The following is a 20,828-nucleotide window of genomic DNA, read 5'->3' as shown; positions in this document are numbered from 1 at the left end:
ACTTAACTATAACTGCTCTTTTTCGGTGTTTTTCAATGTTACAACGCTTTGCGGATACGGAATATCAATATTCGCTTCATCAAAACGTTTTTTAATACTTTGCAGTAAATCGCAATACATTACAAAACCTTCTGTAGAATTTTTTGCCCAGGCCCAAGCTTTTAACGTAACGCTCGAATCTGCTAAAGCAACAACGCGTGCGATAACAAGAGGTGTTTTTTCTTTCTTGCTTTCGGCTGTTCGCGTGTCAATAAAAAAGGGATGTTTAGCCACTTCTTCTTTCATGATTTCTAGAGCTTTCTCGATATCAGATTCATAACCAATTCCGATTTCGATTATTTTGCAAGATTTGGTATCATGCATATTGGTGTTTACAATAATCTGGTTGCTGATAACTGAATTTGGAATAATAATTCGGTTGTTTTCAGCATCTTTCAAAACAACTTGTCTTAAATTAATGTCTTCGACAGTACCAACAAAATTGTTGATTGTAATTTTGTCATTGATTCGAAAAGGCTTAAAAATAACTAGAAAAATCCCGCTTACAATATTGCTTAAAGCCTGTTGAGAAGCCAAACCCGCCACTAACGAAATAACTCCAGCACCAGCTAAGAATGAATGTCCGATAATTTTAAATTCTGGAATTTGTATTAGAGCAAAAGCAAAACCTAGAATGTAAATTACTGTTATAATTAAATGTTTCAAAAACTTAAAACCGGTTGCATCATACTCTTTATTGGTTTGCTTTCGATACAAAAAATAGCGCAGTACTTTATCAGTAATGGCCCCTAAAATAATTGTTGTAATTGCTATGATTGCAATAAAAATACCAATTCTAAAGTCTTTGAAGTAATCAATCATAAATTTAGAGTTTAAAAAAATCCAAAAAACAACTGTAAAATGTGTCTTTTGGATTTTATAATTTATAACATATTAGATTTTTTATAATCCAACAAAATCTTCGCTTTTAGGGAAAATATTCAAAGCTTCGATAGCAATTTCCGGAGTTGGAGAAGCTAATTTTCTAAGTTTTGTGTCCATCCAGGCACCGTCAACAGTAATGGTAGCACAAAGTGTATCATCTTCTCTTTTAAATTCGTGAATGATAGACCAGCGAGAAGCATCAGCTTTCATTTTTGATGTTTTGGTATGAATAAAGATTTTATCAGAAAGTTTTAATTCTTTTCTAAAAACACATTCTTCTCTAAACAAAACGGGTCCAAAGCCTTGCGTTTGCATTACTTTTAATGTTAAGCCCAATTCTTCTAGGATTTCGATACGATGCTGTGCACCAAAATCATAATAAGCACTATGACGAACGTGAAAATTTGGGTCAAGATCTGACCAGCGAAAAGAAATTTCTTTAATAAATGAAGCCATTTTTTATTGTATTTTAATTGTAATTAGAATGCTTTTCGAAATAATTTTCTCAGAAAAACATCCTTTTATAAGAAATCGAAATTACAAATAAAAACCCAAATCGTTTATTGTAAAATGAAGTATTGATAGAATTATTAATAGTATTCTTTTTCAAAAGGAACAAAATCCTGAAGTTTAGGAAGTGGCCTGATCAGGATTTTCTTTTTGGTGTGTGTTTTTGGAAAATCATCTTCGCCGTATGGTTCTGTTTCAATAATCTGAATTCCTGTGGATAAATTAAAGTCAATCCTTCCCATTGTGCCGAGTCCGTTTGAGTATACTTCAGAAAAACCAATTAGTTCGAAATTTCCATTTTGATATCGGAATTTATGCTCAAAATGACCGCGCAAAAGTTCGTTATTAATACTTAAAATTCCTTTTATAATTGTAATTTCATCAAAACCATTTCCAGTTTGAAAACCATTTTTGCCATTTGGAAAAGCAGGTTCAATTGCTTTTGTGGTAGAAAGGATATGTTTAAAAGATCCGTTTTGTTCAGCGAAATAAATATCAAGTTTATAAGGCGAAGTATCGCTTACAGTATCCTGTAAAACCTGAACGTAGTCGATTAAGCCATCTTTGTTTAGATCACCTTTTACTTTTGTGATTTCTTTATTGAAATTGCTTTTTTGAGCAGAAAGTGAGGTTGAAAAAATAAGAAGTGATAAAAATACAGTTGATTTTGACATTATTAATTTAATTGATTTCAGATTACTTCCAATCTGAATGTTATTTATTTGACAGCAATTTTCGAATTTCGACTGCAATATTTTCTAAATTTCCTTTTGCATTTCCTGTAGATACAAATTTTATAACTCCGTTTTGATCGATTAGAAAGTTTTTCGGAATTGAATTCATTCCATATTGGTTCCATATTTTCTGCTCAGGATCAATTCCATAATTAAAATTAAGTCCGTCTTTTTTTAATTTCATTACTTTTTTTGAAACCAAATTTTCAGCTTCTCCTTTCGAAATTGCTAAAAATACAAAATTATCATCTTTGAATGGTCCGAGGATTTTTGTTGGAATATCATAAAATTCCATTAAGCAAGGAGCGCACCAAGTTGCCCAAAAATTAACAAGAACGACTTTGCCTTTTAGATCAGAAAGCTTTATTTCTTTGCCATCAATTAGCTTTAAAGTAAAATCTATTGCTTTATCATTTATATTTAAAATATATTCCTGAGGTTCTTTTAGCATTTCTTTTTCTGCTACACCATTATTTCTTTTTTTGTCATTTTCACTTTTTTCTTTTTCAGAATAAAGCTCAATTATAACTATGAATTCTCTATCACCAATTTTATCTCCGAATTTTTTCGCCAGTTCATTTCTTTTTTCTTCAGAAACACCTTTATTCATCGATTTAACATAGCCTTCATTGCCATATTTTTCAACTTTTTCCATCGAAGAAATTTCATTATCGATTATAATTATATATTCAGGTTTTTTTACAACTTTGTCTTGTGCGTAAAAAGATTGAACGATCAGGATAAATGCAAAACAGATTATTTTTTTCATACGTTTAATTTTATACTTTGAATTAGCATTTTTAAATTTTAAGATTCTTTTTTAGAATTAAGCTTCTTTACTATCCACGGAAGTGTAAGACCCTGCCCAATCAAAGTTAATAATACGACAGCAACAGAAATAAAAATAATCACAGTTCGTTCTGGAAATGGAGTTCCGTCCGGAAGGTTTTTTGGGAGACCTATAGCAATCGCTAGCGACACAATACCGCGCATTCCTGACCAGCCCAAAATAATGCTATTGTTAAAATCTAAAAGCGCATCTTCACTAATTTTTCGCTTGCTTTTTTTATTTTGAAAAGTTTTTTGCAGGTTTATTTTCTGAAGAAATATTCTGACCATTCTAATCAAAAGTGCCACGATTGTAATGATAAAAGCATATCCAATATAAGGTAGAATCATATCATTGTCAATACCTTTTAAAATGTAACGAAAATTAAGTCCGATTAAAATAAAGATTAATCCGTTTAGTAAAAATATAATAATGTCCCAAAGGCTTCTAGAACTGTTTTTTAAGCTTTCTGGAAATATTTTTTTACTGAAACGCGCAATTGAAAGACCTAAAATAACTACAGCAATTACTCCAGAAACATGCAGGTTTTCAGCAATCAAATACGTTACAAATGGCATTAAGAGCATGAAACTTACTGTGACATTTACATTTTTATGCACTCTGCTTAATATAAATGCCAAAATTTTTGCCATTATAAAACCTACTAAAAAACCGCCTCCCAATAATACAACGAATTGAAGTGTTGCTTTCCAAATTATAAAAGCAGATCCCATTACTGCAGCAACAGCAAAACGATATGCAACTAAAGCAGAAGCATCATTAATTAAACTTTCACCTTCAAGAATAGTTATGGTTTTATGAGAAATTCCGAGTCCTTTCGTAATGCTTATAGCAGCTACTGCATCTGTTGCAGAAAGAATTGCTCCCAGTAAAAATGCTAGAGGCCATGTAATATTCGGAATCATATAATGGGCAACTACTGCAATCCAAAATGTAGTCAGAAAAACTAAAGTTATGGCCAGCGTACTTATTGTATTGATATTAGTTTTAAAATCTTTAGGTGAAATATTAAAAGAAGCATCATATAATAAAGGAGGAAGAAACAATAAAAATATAATTTCTGGATTAATTTCAATTTCGTTCATTGTCGGAATAAAACCAATTGCAATGCCTACAATAACCAGAAGAATAGGCTGGGGCAGTTTGATGGTATCGGCAAAGGCAGAAAGTCCTATAATAATGGCAAGAATAAAAATAATGATGCTGTAATTTTCCATTTTGGCGAATATTGAATTTTTAGGATGATGCTAATGTAAGTATTTCAATATATAATTGAAAGTTTAGAAGCATTAATGACACGTAAAGTCCTGATATGCCATGATTGTCAGGTTTTAAAAATGTCATGTTGTCAGATGTTTATTAGTGTGCCAATATTAAAACTGACAATTTACTTTGGTTTTTTATATTGGCACAAAGATTGACTTATGCCACCTGAGTTATAAATTAGTATATCAAAATTAAATATATAAAAAATGGGTAAAATAATCGGAATTGACTTAGGTACGACGAACTCTTGTGTTTCTGTAATGGAAGGTAACGAAGCAGTTGTTATTCCTAACGCAGAAGGAAAAAGAACAACGCCATCTATCATCGCTTTTGTTGAAGGTGGAGAAATTAAAGTAGGTGATCCTGCAAAAAGACAAGCGGTAACGAATCCTACAAAAACGATTGCTTCTATTAAACGTTTTATGGGACACACTTTTGCTGAAACTCAAGAAGAGGCAAAAAGAGTTCCTTACAGTGTTGTAAAAGGTGACAACAATACGCCACGTGTGGATATTGACGGTCGTTTATACACTGCTCAAGAATTGTCAGCAATGACACTTCAAAAAATGAAAAAAACTGCTGAAGACTATTTAGGTCAAACTGTAACTGAAGCAGTTATTACTGTTCCTGCTTACTTTAACGATGCACAACGTCAAGCTACTAAAGAAGCTGGAGAAATCGCTGGTCTTAAAGTTATGCGTATCATCAACGAGCCAACTGCTGCTGCACTTGCTTACGGATTAGATAAAAAAGGAACTGATCAAAAAATTGCTGTTTACGATTTAGGTGGAGGTACTTTTGATATCTCTGTTCTTGAATTAGGAGACGGTGTATTTGAAGTATTGTCTACAAACGGTGATACTCACTTAGGTGGAGATGATTTTGACCAAGTTATTATTGACTGGTTAGCTGACGAATTCAAATCTGAAGAAGGTATTGATTTACGTTTAGATCCAATGTCATTGCAACGTTTGAAAGAAGCTGCAGAAAAAGCTAAGATTGAATTATCATCTTCTGCTGAAACTGAAATCAACTTACCTTACGTAACTGCTACTGCTTCAGGACCAAAACACTTAGTAAAAAAATTATCTAGAGCTAAATTTGAGCAATTATCTGATACTTTAGTAAAACGTTCTATGGAGCCAGTTGCTAAAGCATTAAAAGATGCAGGTTTATCTACATCTGATATCGACGAAGTAATCCTTGTAGGAGGTTCTACTCGTATGCCAAGAATCGCTGACGAAGTTGAAAAATTCTTCGGTAAAAAAGCATCTAAAGGAGTTAACCCTGATGAAGTTGTTGCTATTGGAGCTGCTATTCAAGGTGGAGTTTTATCTGGAGATGTAAAAGATGTATTGTTACTTGACGTAACGCCTCTTTCTTTAGGTATCGAAACTATGGGTGGTGTATTGACTAAATTAATTGAGTCTAACACAACTATCCCAACTAAAAAATCTCAAGTATTCTCTACTGCTGCTGATTCTCAACCATCTGTTGAAATCCACGTATTACAAGGAGAAAGAGCAATGGCTGCTGATAACAAAACTATCGGTCGTTTCCACTTAGATGGTATTCCACCAGCACCAAGAGGAGTTCCTCAAATCGAGGTAACTTTTGATATCGATGCTAATGGTATCATCAAAGTTTCTGCAACTGACAAAGGAACTGGAAAATCTCACGATATCCGTATCGAAGCTTCTTCTGGATTAACAGCTGAAGAAATCGAAAAAATGAAAAAAGATGCTGAAGCTAACGCTGACGCTGATAAAATAGCTAAAGAAAGAGCTGAGAAATTAAACGAAGCTGACAGCATGATTTTCCAAACAGAAAGTCAATTGAAAGAGTTAGGAAGCAAATTAGCTGACGATCACAAAGTTGCTGTAGAGTACGCTTTAACTGAATTGAGAATGGCTCACCAATCTCAAGACATTCCAGCTATTCAAACGGCTCTTGACAACATCAATGCAGCTTGGAAAACAGCTACAGAAGCTATGTACGCTCAAGGCGAACAAGGTCAACAAGCAGCTCCACAACAAGAGCAATCGCAAGGTGACAATGTTGAAGACGTTGAATTCGAAGAAGTAAAATAATTCTTTAGTACTAATTAATTAGTACAAAGTATTAAAATAGAAAACCGAGTCAGAAATGACTCGGTTTTTTTTATGGATTATAACCACATATTAAAAGTAATAAAAAGATTACATTTAATATTAGTTAACATTTTTACAAAATAACGATTCTCATTTCACGTTCGAATTCTTTTTTGTAATATTACTATATAAATCATTTTTGAATGAGAAAGATAAAATACAAGAAAGGGCGCAAGCTTCAGCATATAACTTTAGAGTATACCGGAACACAAAAAGAGCATAAAACAGAAATGCAGCTTTTTGTTTATGATGATAATGATGTTGTTGAATATGAGAAATTTACAGTTGAATCTTTAAATAGCTGTATTGATTATACTAAAAATAATTGGCTCAATATTCATGGATTAAATGATATTGGCTTAATAAAAACAATTGGTACTCATTTTAAACTGGATGATTTTTTATTGGCAGATATTTTAAATACATCCAAAAGAACCAAATTAGAAGAACAGCAAAATATTTTATTCTTCAATATAAAATCGCTTTTGCCTTCTGAATATTCAGATAATATTAGTGTCGAACAGCTTAGTTTTATTTTAAAAGATGGAATTCTAATTTCTTTTCAAGAAAAGCGAAGTGATTTCTTTACTCATATTAGAGAACGCCTTCGCACGCATGCCGGAATTGTGAGAACTAAAAAAGTAGATTACCTTCTTTATCTGCTTTTGGACGCTGTAATGGAAAACTTCTATATTACGATTGAAGATGAGGAAGATAAAATTGAAGAATTAATCAATTTAACTAAAAAAGGAGCTGATCCGATTATCTTAGAAAAGATTGAAAATCATCGTGATAACTTTAATTTTTTAAAGCGATCTATTATTCCGCTTCGAGACTCACTATATTATCTAAAAACGATTAAAGACGATGATACTTATAATGGAATTGAAAAAGAGACTTTTAGTTTTTTTATTAGACTCCATCAAAAAAGCTTAGAACTTTTAGAGCAGATTGAGTCAGACATGAGTTCATTAGAAAGTGCTTCTAATTTTTATTTCTCGGAACAAAGCCGAAAAATGAATGAAATTATGAAAACGCTGACCATTATTTCGGCCATCTTTATTCCGCTTACTTTTATTGTTGGAGTCTACGGAATGAATTTCGATTATATGCCAGAACTTCGTGCGAAAAACGGCTATTTTATTGTTATGGGAGCCATGTTTTTATTGGTTATAGCCCTTATTATTTATTTTAAAAAAAGACGTTGGTTTTAACGTTTGTTTCAATTAAAAAAATCATTTAGATTACCTTTGTTTTAGAATCAATATAAATAAATATGAGTAAAGCAATATATATAGCCACAAGCGATCAGAACAGCGGAAAATCAATTATTACACTCGGTTTGATGAGTATTTTGATTGGTAAAACTGCTAAAGTGGGGTATTTTAGGCCTATAATTGAGGATTTTATAGATGGAGAACAAGACAATCATATTGAAACAGTTTTGTCCTATTTCAACCTTGATATTAAGTTTGAAGATGCCTATGCAATTACGAAAAGCAAATTAATCAAAAAGAAAAATAAAGGAAAAATAGGAGAGGTTTTAGACCTTATTATTGAAAAATATAAAAAACTGGAAGAGCGTTTTGATTTTGTTCTAGTTGAAGGAACGAGTTTTACTGGAGAAGGAACTTCAATAGAACTAGATTTGAATGTTTTAATCGCAAAAAACCTCGGAATTCCCACGATAATTATTGGTTCAGGAATTGGAAAAACCTTAGAAGAATTAGTAGACAGTCTTTATTTGGTTTATGATTCATTTAAAGTAAAAGATGTCGAAGTTTTATCTGTTTTTGCTAATAAGGTACAGCCAGAAAATTTAGAATTAGTTACTAAAAGTCTTCAAAAAAGTTTGCCATCTAATGTATTGATAAATACAATTCCGCTGATTTCGAGTTTAAATAACCCAACAATGCAGGAAATTGTAAACGAATTAGATGCGAAAGTTTTGTTTGGAGAAAATTATTTAAATAATGAAATTGGCCACTTTAGTGTCGGCGCCATGCAATTGCATAATTACTTGGTTCATTTGCATGATAATGCTTTGGTTATTACGCCTGGAGATCGTTCGGATATTATATTAGGCGCTTTGCAAGCCAATGAATCCGTTAATTATCCAACCATTTCTGGAATTATTCTAACTGGAAATATTGTTCCTGAAGAAAGCATTTTAAAGCTCATCGAAGGACTTTCAGCCATCGTTCCAATTATTGCGGTTGATGGAGGAACGTATCACATTACCAACAGAATTGGAGCTATTAGATCTGAAATTTATGCCAACAATACACATAAGATTGAAACCTCAATTATAACCTTCGAAAAATACGTTGATAATGATGCTTTATCAGAAAGATTAATCACTTTTGAAGCAGAAGGCATGACGCCAAAAATGTTTCAATACAACATGGTTAAAAGAGCAAGACAACATCGTAAACATATCGTTTTGCCAGAAGGAAATGACGAAAGAATTATTATCGCAGCTTCACGATTATTGGCTATGGATGTAGTTGATATTTCAATAATTGGCGATAAAAAACAAATTGAAAGTAAAGTTGCAGAACTTGGAATTTCTTTTGACTTTTCGAAAGTAAATATCATAAACCCAATTGAATCTGAACTTTATGAAGATTATGCCAATACCTATTATGAGCTTCGAAAAGCAAAAAACGTAAGTATTACAATGGCAAGAGATTTAATGGAAGATGTTTCATATTTCGGAACAATGATGGTCTATAAAGGCCATGCTGACGGAATGGTTTCTGGAGCGGCACACACAACACAGCATACGATTTTACCGGCTTTGCAATTCATTAAAACCAAGCCCAATTCATCTGTAGTTTCTTCTGTTTTCTTTATGTGTCTAGAAGATCGAGTTTCGGTTTTTGGCGATTGTGCTATTAATCCAAATCCAACTGCTGAACAATTAGCAGAAATTGCGATTTCATCGGCAGAATCAAGTGCTGCTTTCGGAATTGAACCAAAAATTGCAATGCTTTCGTATTCTTCTGGCGCGTCAGGAAAAGGAGATGAAGTAGATAAAGTAAGAACTGCGACCGAAATTGTAAAACGAAAACGTCCAGACTTAAAAATTGAAGGACCAATTCAGTACGACGCAGCAGTCGATCGCGCTGTGGGTAAAAGCAAAATGCCAGATTCTGAAGTAGCGGGGCAGGCGAGTGTGCTTATTTTTCCTGATTTAAACACCGGAAATAACACTTACAAAGCTGTCCAAAGAGAAACCGGAGCTCTTGCAATCGGACCAATGCTGCAAGGTTTAAATAAGCCTGTAAACGATTTAAGCCGTGGATGTACAGTTGACGATATTATAAATACGGTCGTAATTACAGCGATTCAGGCGCAAGGATTGTAATCAATTAAAAATCTGGAATTAAAAATTAAAAATTTGAGTATCAGTACGAATACTTATGAACTTAGATACTCAGTACCTTAGCAACTTAAGAAATGAAAATATTAATTATAAACTCAGGAAGTTCTTCAATAAAATATCAATTAATGGTTATGCCTGAAAACGAGGTTATTTGTTCAGGAATGATCGATAGAATTGGTTTAGAAATTTCGAATATTACTTTTAAGACCGCATCAAATTCGGTAGAAGAATTACTTCCAATTCCCAATCACAAAGTAGGTTTGCAAAAAGTAGCCGAAATGCTGTTAGATTCAGAAAAAGGAGTTATAAAATCGACTTCAGAAATTTCGGCTGTAGGTCATCGCGTCGTTCATGGCGGAAGCGATTTTACGGATACTGTTAAAATTGATGAAAAAGTAAAATTGAAAATCAAACAGCTTTTTGAATTAGCGCCATTGCATAATCCTGCAAATTTAGAAGGAATAAATGTGGCTGAAGAAATTTTTGATTCGGCAGAGCAAATTGCTGTTTTTGATACCGCTTTTCATCAAACCATGCCAGAAACGGCATTTAAATATGCAATTCCGAATTACCTTTTAACAGAAAATAAAGTCCGCGTTTATGGTTTTCATGGAACAAGTCATAAATATGTTTCTGAAAAAGCTATTGATTTTTTAGATAAGAATTCTAAAATAATAACCATTCATTTAGGCAACGGTTGCAGTATGGCAGCTATTAAAGACGGAAAATGTATCGACACATCGATGGGTTTTTCACCTTCAAATGGATTAATAATGGGAACTCGTGCCGGAGATATTGATCAGTCTGTAATTTTTTATCTGATAAAAAATTTAAATTATACTGCAGACGAAGTAAATGCAATTTTGCTAAAACAAAGCGGTATGCTTGGCCTTACAGGATATAGTGATTTGAGAGATATCGAATCTGAAGCAGAAAAAGGAAATAAAGATTGTCAATTAGCATTATTAATGAATGCTTACAGAATTAAGAAAACAATTGGTTCTTATACTGCTGCATTAAATGGTCTGGATGCGATTATTTTTACAGCAGGAATTGGAGAAAACTCATCATATATGCGCAAACTTGTTTGTACTGATATGGAATATTTCGGAATCGAATTAGACGAGGAAAAAAATCAAAATCGTTCTAAATCAATTAGAGAAATCAGTAAGCCAAATTCAAAAGCAAAAGTTTTAGTGGTTCCAACTGATGAAGAGTATGAAATTGCAAATCAGGTTTATCACTTGCTGGAAAATTAAAAAATCATATTTTAATTATAAGAAGGCTTCTCATATGAGAAGCTTTTTTACTTCTAAAAAATTAAATATTTGTCAGTATCTTTGACTATAAATCTCAATATCTTGAAATCGATACTTTTAAAAACATTATTCTTCTTTTTCATTGCTTTTCAAGCTCAGGCACAAGAATTACTTCCTTTCGTAGAAAATTATAATAAATCAGATTACCAGGGCGACAATCAAATTTGGAATGTTGTTCAGGGAAATGATAATGCTATGTATTTTGCAAACAATCACTATCTATTACGTTATGATGGCGTAATTTGGGAAAAATATACATTGCCTAATAAAACAATTATCCGTTCGATTTTAGTTGTAGGCAATCGAATTTATTCTGGTTCCTATAAAGAGTTTGGCTATTGGTATAGAAAAGAGGGTAAAATGGAGTACGTCTCCATTACCAAAAATCTTCGCTTATTTGATGAAAAGGATAATGAAGAAATCTGGAAAATTTTCAGATTTAATGGTTCTTTATATTTTCAATCCTTTAATGATGTCTTTATTTACGATGGAAAACATATCCAAAAAATTAAATTTCCATTTTTAACATCTTACTGTTTTGTCGTAGATAATAATCTTTACGTGGCTTCTGTAGAGAAAGGAGTGTACAGAATGAATGGATCAAAAATTGCGAATCCGAAAGGCTGGAATATTTTAAAAAATACTGTTGTTCATGCTATTGAAAAATACAAGGGGAAGACTTATATTTTTACTCAAAAAAAAGGAATTTTTATTGTTGATCATACCGGTTTAAAACCTTGGAATAATCCATTAAATGAAACTTTAAAGTCTAATGGAATTAATATTGCAAAGTTTATCAAAAACAACAAACTTGTTGTAGGTACTGGAAATAAAGGTGTTTTTATATACGATTTTAATACCAATACCTTTAAAAATATAGATCGAAACAATGTTTTAATGAACAACTCAGTTTTGAGTATTGGTTTTGATAAAGAAGAAGATTTATGGCTTGGGCTTGACAACGGAATTGCCCATGTTGAAATCAATTCTCCAATTTCATTTTTTTATGATAATTCGGGTATCTTAGGTTCTGTTTATTCTGTTGCAACAACTAGTAAAGGGTATTTGATAGCTTCTAATCATGGTATTTTCGAATTTGATTCTGGTAATTTTAAAATGTTGCCAAACACTCAAGGGCAGGGTTGGAATATTACTAAAATTGGAAACAAATATATTATAGGTCATAATGATGGTACTTTTTGTTACGAAAATGGAGCATTAACAAAAATAAATAATGTCAGCGGAGGCTGGAATTTATCTAAAAGTACTATTAATGATACTTATTTTCAATCAACTTATAGTGGTATTTTAGTATATAATGATCTTTTAAAACTTACAGAAAATACGAAAATTAATGATCTTTCAAAACCTATAAAGTATGTAGCTCAAAACAAAAAAAATGAGATTTGGGCTGCTGACAATTATCGAGGCCTATATAGAGTTTTCTTTGATGATAATTTCAAAACCAAAAAAGTCGAAAATATTACACAGCAAAGTAAAATCAAAAATGATTTTGGAGTTAAGATTTTTGAATTTAGAAATGAAATACTTTTTCTAATTAATAATATGTGGTATACCTTCAATTCTATTTCTAATAAATTAGAAGAAAATGAATTGTTTAATACTAATTTCAAAAATATTTCTGACGTAGTAGCGATTGATGAAGATCATTTTATTGTACTTCAAGATGGTATTTTGTATCATATATACTCCCATAATAACAAATTTGTATGGAATATTATTCAGGAGAAATATTATAAGGGGAAATTGATTAATGAAAACTTAAGAATTTTTAGAAGTCAGAACCATTATTTGATGAATCTCGATGACGGCTTTATTTCGCTTCAGCTGGGATATGAAAACAAACAAAATAAAGGTGTAAAGGTAGAAGCTTATAATGGTAAGGAATTACTTCCTAATGATGGGAAAATTAAACACAATACAGAACTTCGAATCAATGTAATATCTGGAATTTACGGAGCCAGTAAACCAAATTTATTTTATCAGATTAATAAAGGAAACAATTTTATTCCGATTTCAAATGGCGCAATAGTTTTAAATAATTTAAGCAGCGGTTCCCATTCAATTTTAATTTTTAAGCACGATGGTGCAAATTACGATAAAGTTTCAGCTTTTGACTTTAGAGTTGCTCAGCCATGGTATTTTTCTTTTTGGATGATTTTGCTTTATTTATTAATAATTGGAGCAGTGTTGTTTTTTTATTATAAATGGAATAAACTCCGCTATACTCAAAAGTTAAAATTACAAGCCGAAGAGCTAAAACATCAGCGTGAAATTCTGGAGATGGAATTAAAAGCCGAGAACGAATTAAATATTCAGGAATATGAAAAGCATATTTTAGAACTTGAATTGCAAACCAAATCCTCTGAAGTAGCCGGAAAATCTTTATCAATTGCGAAACAAAGCGAGATGATTGATAATATTCAGCATATTTTGGATTCTGAAAAAGATTTTAATAAGCTTAAAAGTGAAATTAAAAAGGCAATCAAAATAAATGAAGTTAACAAACACGAATGGGAAATATTCGAGACCAATCTAAATCAAATTCACAATGAGTTTATTATTAGTCTCTCTAAGAAATTTCCAAATCTAACTCCAAAAGATATAAAACTCTGTGTTTATCTTAAAATGAATCTTTCTTCGAAGGAAATTGCACCAATGATGAATATCTCTTTTAGAGGGGTAGAATTACACAGATACCGACTTAGAAAGAAACTTAATCTCTCTCAGGAGGATAATCTCTCCAAATTTTTATTAACTGTGTAAGATTTGGATTTGTTTTTTGAGGATATTATATTTTTGCATATCATTTTTTATATAATTCCAATACATCATTACTACATCATAAGGTTATGTTAATAAAATAAATTTAACATTTAAATATTTGATTTATAGTACTATATATTTATATTTTAACATAATGATGTAGCTATGTAGTAGTGCTGTTTGATGTACTACAACGTTGTAATTGTTTAATTTGGCTCTACTAACTTAAACGATTACGAACTGTATGAAAAATTTTATTTTTAGCTTTTTAGCGCTCTTGCTGCTTCCAGCTTATATGTCTGGACAAGCAATTAAAGGAAAAGTAGTAGACAGCAGCGGAATGGGAATTCCGGGAGCAGTAATAAGTGCTTCTAATTCTAGAACATCTGCTGATGCTGATTTCGACGGAAATTTTACAATTACCGCTAAAGAAGGTGAGATTTTAAAGATCTCAATGCTGGGTTTTGATCCCGTTTCTGTACCAGCAACTATAGCTCCAATGACAATCACTATGAAAGAATCAGGTGATACTGCTTTAAAAGAAGTAGTTGTTATTGGATATGGAACAAGAAAGAAAATTGATAATACTTCGGCGATTACCTCTATAAAGGCTGAAGATATTACCAAAACGAAAGTTTTGAATGCATCTCAGGCGATTCAAGGTAAAGCTGCTGGTGTTCAGGTTATTTCATCAGATTTGCCAGGAAGTACACCTTCTGTTGTGATTAGAGGATTGGGTACTGCATTAGGAGGAAGATCTCCTCTATATATTGTAGACGGAATGCCAACGGAAAATATCAATAATATTAATACTAATGATATTACTTCGTATGAAATTCTTAAAGATGCTTCTTCTTTAGCTATTTACGGTACAAGAGCGGCAAATGGAGTTATCATTATTACTACCAAAAAAGGTAAAGGAGATAAGGTAACTGTAGAAGTTGAGAGTTTTGCCGGTTTCAGACAGCCTTTGAAAAAAGTAAAAATGGCAAATGGAAACCAATATGCGGCATATTCTAATGCTGCATTAGGAACAAATACTTTTGCTGCAAATCAGCCAGTTAATACAGATTGGTTCGACGAAATTACGAGAACAGGATCTTATACACAAAACAACGTTTCTGTTTCTGGAGCTTCAGAAAACATTAAATACTTTTTCAGTGCAGGAAACTACGAAGAAAAAGCAGTTTTGAACGGATTAAACTACGGACGTACAAGCTTTAGAAATAACAATGAATATAAAATTTCTAAAAGAGTTACTTTAAATCAGAACTTTAGTTTTACTTCAGCAAATTCAGCTCCAAAACCATTAGGTGCTTTTACTAATGCTTACAAACAATCTCCAATTGTACCAGTTTATTTCCCGAATGGGCAATACGGTGTTTCTTTTGTAGATGCAAATGGAGTTGCAAATACTAGCGGTTCTTCATTTAATAATGTTGGAAATCCAGTTGCACAATTAAACTTTTATGATGAGCAGCAAAGAAGTGTTACGCTTCAAGGTGGCTTAAAATTAGACTATGAAATTATTGATGGTTTAAAGTTTACTTCACAATTTAATGGAGAGTACTATTCATGGAAACAGTACAACTACGAAGACAGTAAAAATATTTGGTTAGCAGCAGATCCTACGCGTGTTGAAGCAAATTATCCTGCTACTAACAACATTAATTTGCTGACAAAAGGAAGAGAACAATATTTTAACTGGAACCTTTCTAACTACTTAACTTACAACAAAGTTTTCTCAAACATTCATGATATTGAATTAACTGCAGGTATGGAAGCTTCTGTAAAAGGACCAAGAGAAAAATTGACAATTGCCAGAAAAAATGTTAATCCAAATTCTAACTATTGGGCTTTAAATGATACTAATCTGGGTCACGGCGTTGATTATGTAGGAACTGTAACAAGCTTATATGATGTAGTTTTTAACGAAAGCAGATTAGCTTCCTATTTTGGTCGTTTCCAGTATAAATTAATGGACAGGTATTTATTAACGGGTACTGTTAGACGTGACGGATCTTCAAATTTCGCAAAAGATTACCGTTGGGGAACTTTTCCATCTTTTGGTATCGGATGGATTATGACAAAAGAAAGTTTCTTGTCTGATATTAAAGGAGTTGATTTAATTAAATTAAGAGGTAGCTGGGGTAAATTAGGAAATCAAAATGTTCCTTTAAATAATCAAGCGTATGCTTCTGGATTGAATAGTTATTTAGGCGGTTCAATTTTATATGAAGGAACTACTATTTCATCTCAAATTGACCCAAGCCTATCATGGGAAATTACAGAAGAAACTTCTGCTGGTGTTGATTTCGAATTTTTAAATAGCAGATTAAAAGGATCTTTTGATGTTTATGATAAAAATACAAGCAATGTAATTTTAAATACTAAACCTTATGTAACTTCTGGTATTACGTTGGCAACTCCTGCACACGTTGGTGAAGTTTCAAACAAAGGTTACGAAATTGCTTTACGTTGGGATGACAAAATATCAGATAACTTAAGCTACTGGGTTGGAGGAAACTTCTCTAGCAATAAAAATGAGCTTGCTGGCTTAAAAGATTTTGATATTTCACCAGTTATTGGAGGAAATTTAGGAAATGGCCAAAACACAAAATTATTAGATAAAACTTCAATTGGTCAGCCTTTAGGTAGTTTTTACTTATATGAATATGCCGGAATCGATGCTGCAAACGGTAGAATGTTATATTACAATGCAGCAGGAGCAAAAGTTACTCAAGATGCTTTAGACGCTAATAAAGACAGAAAATATGTTGGTTCAATTTTACCTAAAAACAATTATGGCGTAACATTAGGATTAAACTATAAAAACTTTGATTTATCTGTTGACGGATATGGAACCAGCGGAGCTAAAGTTTATAATGGTAAAAAAGCACAACGTTTTACTGGTGAAAATATTGAGGCATCTCTAGCAAATGATTATTGGACAGCTTCTAATACAAATGCATCAAATCCAGCACCATTTAATCAAGTGCCAGTTGCTTCTACTTATTATATGGAGTCAGGTGATTTCTTCAGAATCAACAACATTACTTTAGGATACAAACTTCCAATTACAGGTAATTTTATTGAGTCTTGCAGATTGTATGTAAATGCAATTAATCCATTTATAACACAAAAGTACTCTGGTTTCTCTCCAGAATTAAATGGTGATGGTAATCCTTACGGAACTCAAGGAGTTGAGCTTGATGCTTACCCTACATTAAGATCTTTCGTTATTGGTGCTAATTTAAAATTTTAATATTATGAAAAAGATATATATATCAATGTTTGCGCTTTCAGCATTCTTTTTTACTGGATGTGCAGACGATTTTTTAGATGTAAATCAAACAGAGTCTATCTCTACAAAAGACATCGAATTATTCAATAATGACAGTGGAGCAACAACATTTGTGACTTCAATTTACAGTAAGTTCCTTGATTGGGATATGAGTTCATTTGGTTGGATAGGATTGGCAAGTATTACTAGTGATGATGCTGATAAAGGTTCATCGCCTGGAGATACTGGTACAGATAAAGATGTTCTGGATGCTTTGACTTATAATTCATCAAATCCTTCTGCTGAAAGTACTTTTAATGCTCAGTATGATGGAATCAACAGATGTAATCAAGCCTTAAATATTATCCCTAAACTAGATAAAGCCAATCCAGCTTTAAGAGAAAGGCTAATGGGAGAAGCTAAATTTTTAAGAGCATATATGTATTTCACTTTGGTAAAATGTTATGGTGGTGTTCCAATTGTAGATCATTTGCCAAATCCAGTTTCTGAGGATGATAAAAAAATGCAATTGACTCGTAAAACTGCTGCTGAAGTATACGCTTTTATAGAGAAAGATTTAGCAGATGCTATCGCTGTGTTGCCACTTAAATCTGCTTATGCTGCAGATGAAAAAGCAAGAGCTTCAAAAGGTGCTGCTTACGCATTATTAGCAAAAGTTAGTTTGTACCAAAAGAAATGGCAGCAAGTAGTAGATAACGCTAATTTGATTACAGGTTACGGTTTAAATCCTAGCTATGCTAAAATGTTTAGATTAGAAGGAGAAAATGATATTGAATCTCTTTTTGAAATTAACGGAGTTGGTTCAATTCCAGCAAGAGGAATCCAAGGTTATTCTAATACACAAGGTGTTCGTGGCGCCGGTGGATGGGGATGGGGTTTCAATGTTCCATCACAAAGTTTATTAAATGCTTATGAAGCTGGTGATGTTAGAAAAGATGCTACCATTATTTTTAGAAATTCAACTTTATACGATGGAAGAGTTATTCCATCAACTGTTGAGAATCCAATGTATAATTTTAAGGCATATTCTTCTTCATACACAGATGCATGGGAAACAGATGCTAACATCAAATGTTTAAGATATGGTGAAGTGTTGCTAATGAAAGCTGAAGCGTTGAATGAGCTTGGACAAACCTCTAATGCTATTCCTTTATTGAATGAAATTAGACACAGAGCTGGTTTAGGAGATACTCCTGCAACTTCTCAAGCTGCAGTAAGAACGGCAATTTGGAAAGAAAGAAGAGTTGAGTTAGCATTTGAGTTTGATAGATTCTTCGATCTTGTAAGAACTGGACAAGCAAAAACGGCTTTTGCGACTGATGGAAAAGTCTTTACAGAAAATAAAAATGAATTGTTTCCAATTCCGGCAGCATTCATATTACAGGCAAACGGCTTATCCGCTCAAAATCCTGGTTATTAATTAAATAATACCATCCTTCACTTCTCTTAGGGAAGTGAAGGATTTTTAAAATATAATTTATAAAATTTTTGAAATGATTAGATTTTCAATTCTAGTTAGTCTTATTACTCTTTTAGGATGTGGTAAACAAGAGAATAAACCGAAAGATAATACTGCTGAAACTGTTTCTGAAAAACAATTGACAGATGAACAGCTTTTAGATGTAGTACAAAAACAAACTTTTGCTTATTTCTGGGATTACGCAGAACCAAATTCAGGTTTAGCTAGAGAGCGTTTTCATCCTGATGGGAATTATCCTGATAATGATGCACATATCGTTACTACCGGAGGTTCTGGTTTTGGACTGATGGCGATTGTTTCAGGAATGTCACGTGGTTATGTTACAAAAGAAAAAGGTGTAGAAAGACTAAATAAGATTGCTGATTTTCTTGCAAAAGCCGATCGTTTTCACGGTGCCTGGCCACATTGGATTGATGGAAATACAGGAAAAGTAAAACCATTTGGAATAAAAGATAACGGAGGAGATTTAGTCGAAACTTCATTTTTGGTTGCTGGAATGATTACAGTGAGAGAATATCTAAAAGAAGGTTCTGAAAAAGAAAAAGCTGTAGCTCAAAAATATGACGCACTTTGGAAAGGCGTAGACTGGAAATGGTTCACAAATAATAAAAATGTTTTGTATTGGCATTGGTCTCCAAGCTATGACTGGCAAATGAATTTTCCGCTTGAAGGTTATAATGAATGTCTGATTACTTACGTTATGGCAGCATCTTCGCCAACGCATACTATTGATGCTAAAGTGTATCACGAAGGATGGGCTAGAAACGGTGGAATTGTTTCTTCTAAAACGAAATATAATCTGCCATTAATCTTAAAACATAATGGAGCTGAGGAATTCGGTGGACCTTTATTTTGGGCACATTATTCTTATTTGGGCTTAGATCCGAATCAATTAAGCGACAAATATGCTAATTATTGGGATTTAAATTCAAATCAAGTAAAAATTGACTACCAATATTGTATCGAAAATCCTAAAAAGTTTGAAGGTTATGGAGCTGATTATTGGGGGTTAACAGCATCATATTCAAGAAATCCTGATGGTTCAGTAGGCTACGATGCACACATGCCAAGCAATGATAAAGGTGTTATTTCGCCAACTGCAGCAATTAGTTCTATTGTTTATACCCCAAAAGAATCGATGGCTGTAATTAGAAATTTATATAAAAATCACAAAAAAGAAACTTGGGGAAAAGCTGGTTTTTATGATGCAGTTAGCTTGCAAAATAAATGGACAGCAAAAAGATATTTAGCAATTGATCAAGGACCAGAAGTAGTTATGATCGAGAATTACCGTTCCGGATTATTATGGAAATTGTTTATGAACGCTCCAGAAGTAAAACAAGGTTTAGTAAAGCTTGGCTTTAAATCTGAAAAGTACAAGTTCTAATACGTTTTATCATGAGAAACAAAATAGCGTTATTAATGTTGCTTTTTTCAGTAATAGGCTTTGCACAAACCGAAATTACTGGAAAAATAAATACAGTTTCTGTAATAAAACACGAATTAGGATATGCTTTGCATAAACCTGATAATCCAAAAGAAAAAAAGCCATTAATAGTTTTTATTTCAGGTGATGGCGAAAAAGGAACAGACATTGGAAAAGTAAAAATTCATGGACCTTTAAAATATCTAAAAACACATCAATTAGATGCTTATGTTATTGCTCCTCAATGCAAAGAAGATGAAAATTGGGATATTGAATCAATTAATGAATTGATTTTAAAAATTCAAAAAGAAAACAAAATAGACCAAAACAGAATATATGTTACAGGTTTAAGTTCAGGTGGCTGGGCAGCATGGAATTTAGCGCTTACATACCCAGATAAGTTTGCAGCAATTGTGCCTATTTCCGGTTTTGTTGACTTGATTGAATTAGAGAGCGCTTGTAAAATTGCAAATATTCCAACAAGAATTTTTCACGGATTATTAGATGATGTAGTAAAAGTAGATTACGCTATAACCATTTACAAAGAATTAAAAAAGTGTAATGCCAAAGATGTTCAATTGACCATTTTTGATGATGCGGGTCATGACAGCTGGACACGAGTTTACGATAATCCAGAAATTTATGACTGGATGTTTAAACAGATTAAAACAAATACCAATAAATAAATAC

14 protein-coding genes are annotated in these 20,828 nt (G+C 32.4%); 9 read left to right on the top strand and 5 right to left on the bottom strand.

Annotation, left to right across the window (positions count from 1 at the left end; translation table 11 throughout):
- Positions 1-6: 6 nt before the first annotated feature.
- The 5 genes from IRZ83_RS02895 to IRZ83_RS02875 all read right to left on the bottom strand — a co-directional run bounded on the left by IRZ83_RS02895 (position 7) and on the right by IRZ83_RS02875 (position 4,235).
- Positions 7-861, bottom strand: a complete 855-nt coding sequence (locus tag IRZ83_RS02895) for a mechanosensitive ion channel family protein (RefSeq protein WP_194566732.1) — start codon at positions 859-861, stop codon at positions 7-9.
- Positions 862-942: 81 nt separating this feature from the next.
- On the bottom strand, positions 943-1,380 hold the full coding sequence (locus IRZ83_RS02890; protein WP_194566730.1) for an acyl-CoA thioesterase: 438 nt from the start codon (positions 1,378-1,380) through the stop codon (positions 943-945).
- Positions 1,381-1,514: 134 nt separating this feature from the next.
- On the bottom strand, positions 1,515-2,108 hold the full coding sequence (locus IRZ83_RS02885) for a hypothetical protein (RefSeq protein ID WP_157494952.1): 594 nt from the start codon (positions 2,106-2,108) through the stop codon (positions 1,515-1,517).
- A 40-nt stretch (positions 2,109-2,148) separates the two neighbouring features.
- On the bottom strand, positions 2,149-2,937 hold the full coding sequence (locus IRZ83_RS02880; RefSeq protein ID WP_194566729.1) for a peroxiredoxin family protein: 789 nt from the start codon (positions 2,935-2,937) through the stop codon (positions 2,149-2,151).
- Between the two features lie 38 nt (positions 2,938-2,975).
- Positions 2,976-4,235: a Na+/H+ antiporter gene (locus IRZ83_RS02875; protein ID WP_194566727.1), complete on the bottom strand. Its 1,260-nt coding sequence runs from the start codon at positions 4,233-4,235 to the stop codon at positions 2,976-2,978.
- Between the two features lie 255 nt (positions 4,236-4,490).
- Here IRZ83_RS02875 and dnaK point away from each other — a divergent pair, with 255 nt between their 5' ends.
- The 9 genes from dnaK (at position 4,491) to IRZ83_RS02830 (ending at position 20,824) form a co-directional block, all read left to right on the top strand.
- Complete coding sequence (gene dnaK, locus IRZ83_RS02870; protein WP_029269465.1) at positions 4,491-6,374, top strand: molecular chaperone DnaK; 1,884 nt, start codon at positions 4,491-4,493, stop codon at positions 6,372-6,374.
- 203 nt (positions 6,375-6,577) lie between these two features.
- Positions 6,578-7,648: a magnesium/cobalt transporter CorA gene (gene corA, locus IRZ83_RS02865; RefSeq protein ID WP_029269467.1), complete on the top strand. Its 1,071-nt coding sequence runs from the start codon at positions 6,578-6,580 to the stop codon at positions 7,646-7,648.
- Between the two features lie 62 nt (positions 7,649-7,710).
- Positions 7,711-9,804, top strand: a complete 2,094-nt coding sequence (pta, locus tag IRZ83_RS02860) for a phosphate acetyltransferase (protein WP_194566725.1) — start codon at positions 7,711-7,713, stop codon at positions 9,802-9,804.
- Positions 9,805-9,896: 92 nt separating this feature from the next.
- Complete coding sequence (locus IRZ83_RS02855; RefSeq protein WP_194566723.1) at positions 9,897-11,081, top strand: acetate/propionate family kinase; 1,185 nt, start codon at positions 9,897-9,899, stop codon at positions 11,079-11,081.
- A 102-nt stretch (positions 11,082-11,183) separates the two neighbouring features.
- The gene (locus IRZ83_RS02850; protein ID WP_194566721.1) at positions 11,184-13,928 is read left to right on the top strand and encodes a LuxR C-terminal-related transcriptional regulator; all 2,745 of its coding nucleotides are present in this window, start codon (positions 11,184-11,186) and stop codon (positions 13,926-13,928) included.
- 244 nt (positions 13,929-14,172) lie between these two features.
- Complete coding sequence (locus IRZ83_RS02845; protein ID WP_194566719.1) at positions 14,173-17,193, top strand: SusC/RagA family TonB-linked outer membrane protein; 3,021 nt, start codon at positions 14,173-14,175, stop codon at positions 17,191-17,193.
- Positions 17,194-17,197: 4 nt separating this feature from the next.
- Positions 17,198-18,652 carry a RagB/SusD family nutrient uptake outer membrane protein gene (locus IRZ83_RS02840; protein ID WP_194566717.1) on the top strand — a complete coding sequence of 485 codons (1,455 nt, stop codon included), beginning with the start codon at positions 17,198-17,200 and terminating at the stop codon, positions 18,650-18,652.
- A gap of 73 nt (positions 18,653-18,725) precedes the next feature.
- Entirely contained in the window at positions 18,726-20,099 is a 1,374-nt protein-coding gene (locus IRZ83_RS02835) for a glucoamylase family protein (protein WP_194566715.1), read from the top strand.
- A gap of 11 nt (positions 20,100-20,110) precedes the next feature.
- Positions 20,111-20,824: a prolyl oligopeptidase family serine peptidase gene (locus IRZ83_RS02830; RefSeq protein ID WP_194566712.1), complete on the top strand. Its 714-nt coding sequence runs from the start codon at positions 20,111-20,113 to the stop codon at positions 20,822-20,824.
- Positions 20,825-20,828: the final 4 nt, after the last annotated feature.

The sequence above is a fragment of the Flavobacterium sp. JLP genome (assembly GCF_015350755.1).
GTDB lineage: Bacteria > Bacteroidota > Bacteroidia > Flavobacteriales > Flavobacteriaceae > Flavobacterium.
Note: the sequence above shows the minus strand (reverse complement) of the source record. Positions and strands in the feature narration are given on the sequence as shown.